Source organism: Actinoplanes subtropicus, assembly GCF_000721705.1.
Taxonomy (GTDB): Bacteria; Actinomycetota; Actinomycetes; order Mycobacteriales; family Micromonosporaceae; genus Actinoplanes; species Actinoplanes subtropicus.
In genome coordinates, this window is sequence record NZ_JOJL01000213.1 from 1 (window position 1) to 202 (window position 202).

A 202-nucleotide genomic window follows, 5' to 3' on the forward strand; every position below is an offset into this window, starting at 1 on the left:
CAGCAGCACCTGGCCGGTGACGAACATGTGGTGCGCCCACACCGACATCGACAGCGCCGCGATCAGCAGCGTGGCGGCGACCAGGCCCTTGTAGCCGAACACCGGCTTGCGGCTGAACACCGGGATGACCTCGGTGATGATGCCGAAGAACGGCAACGCCACGATGTACACCTCGGGATGGCCGAAGAACCAGAACAGATGC

At 63.9% G+C, this 202-nt stretch carries 1 protein-coding gene; it reads right to left on the bottom strand.

All coding sequences use genetic code 11. The features are described from left to right. Window positions 1-202, bottom strand: a 202-nt coding sequence (locus IH26_RS55270; RefSeq protein WP_034218372.1) for a cbb3-type cytochrome c oxidase subunit I, incomplete at both ends; no start/stop codon positions are given.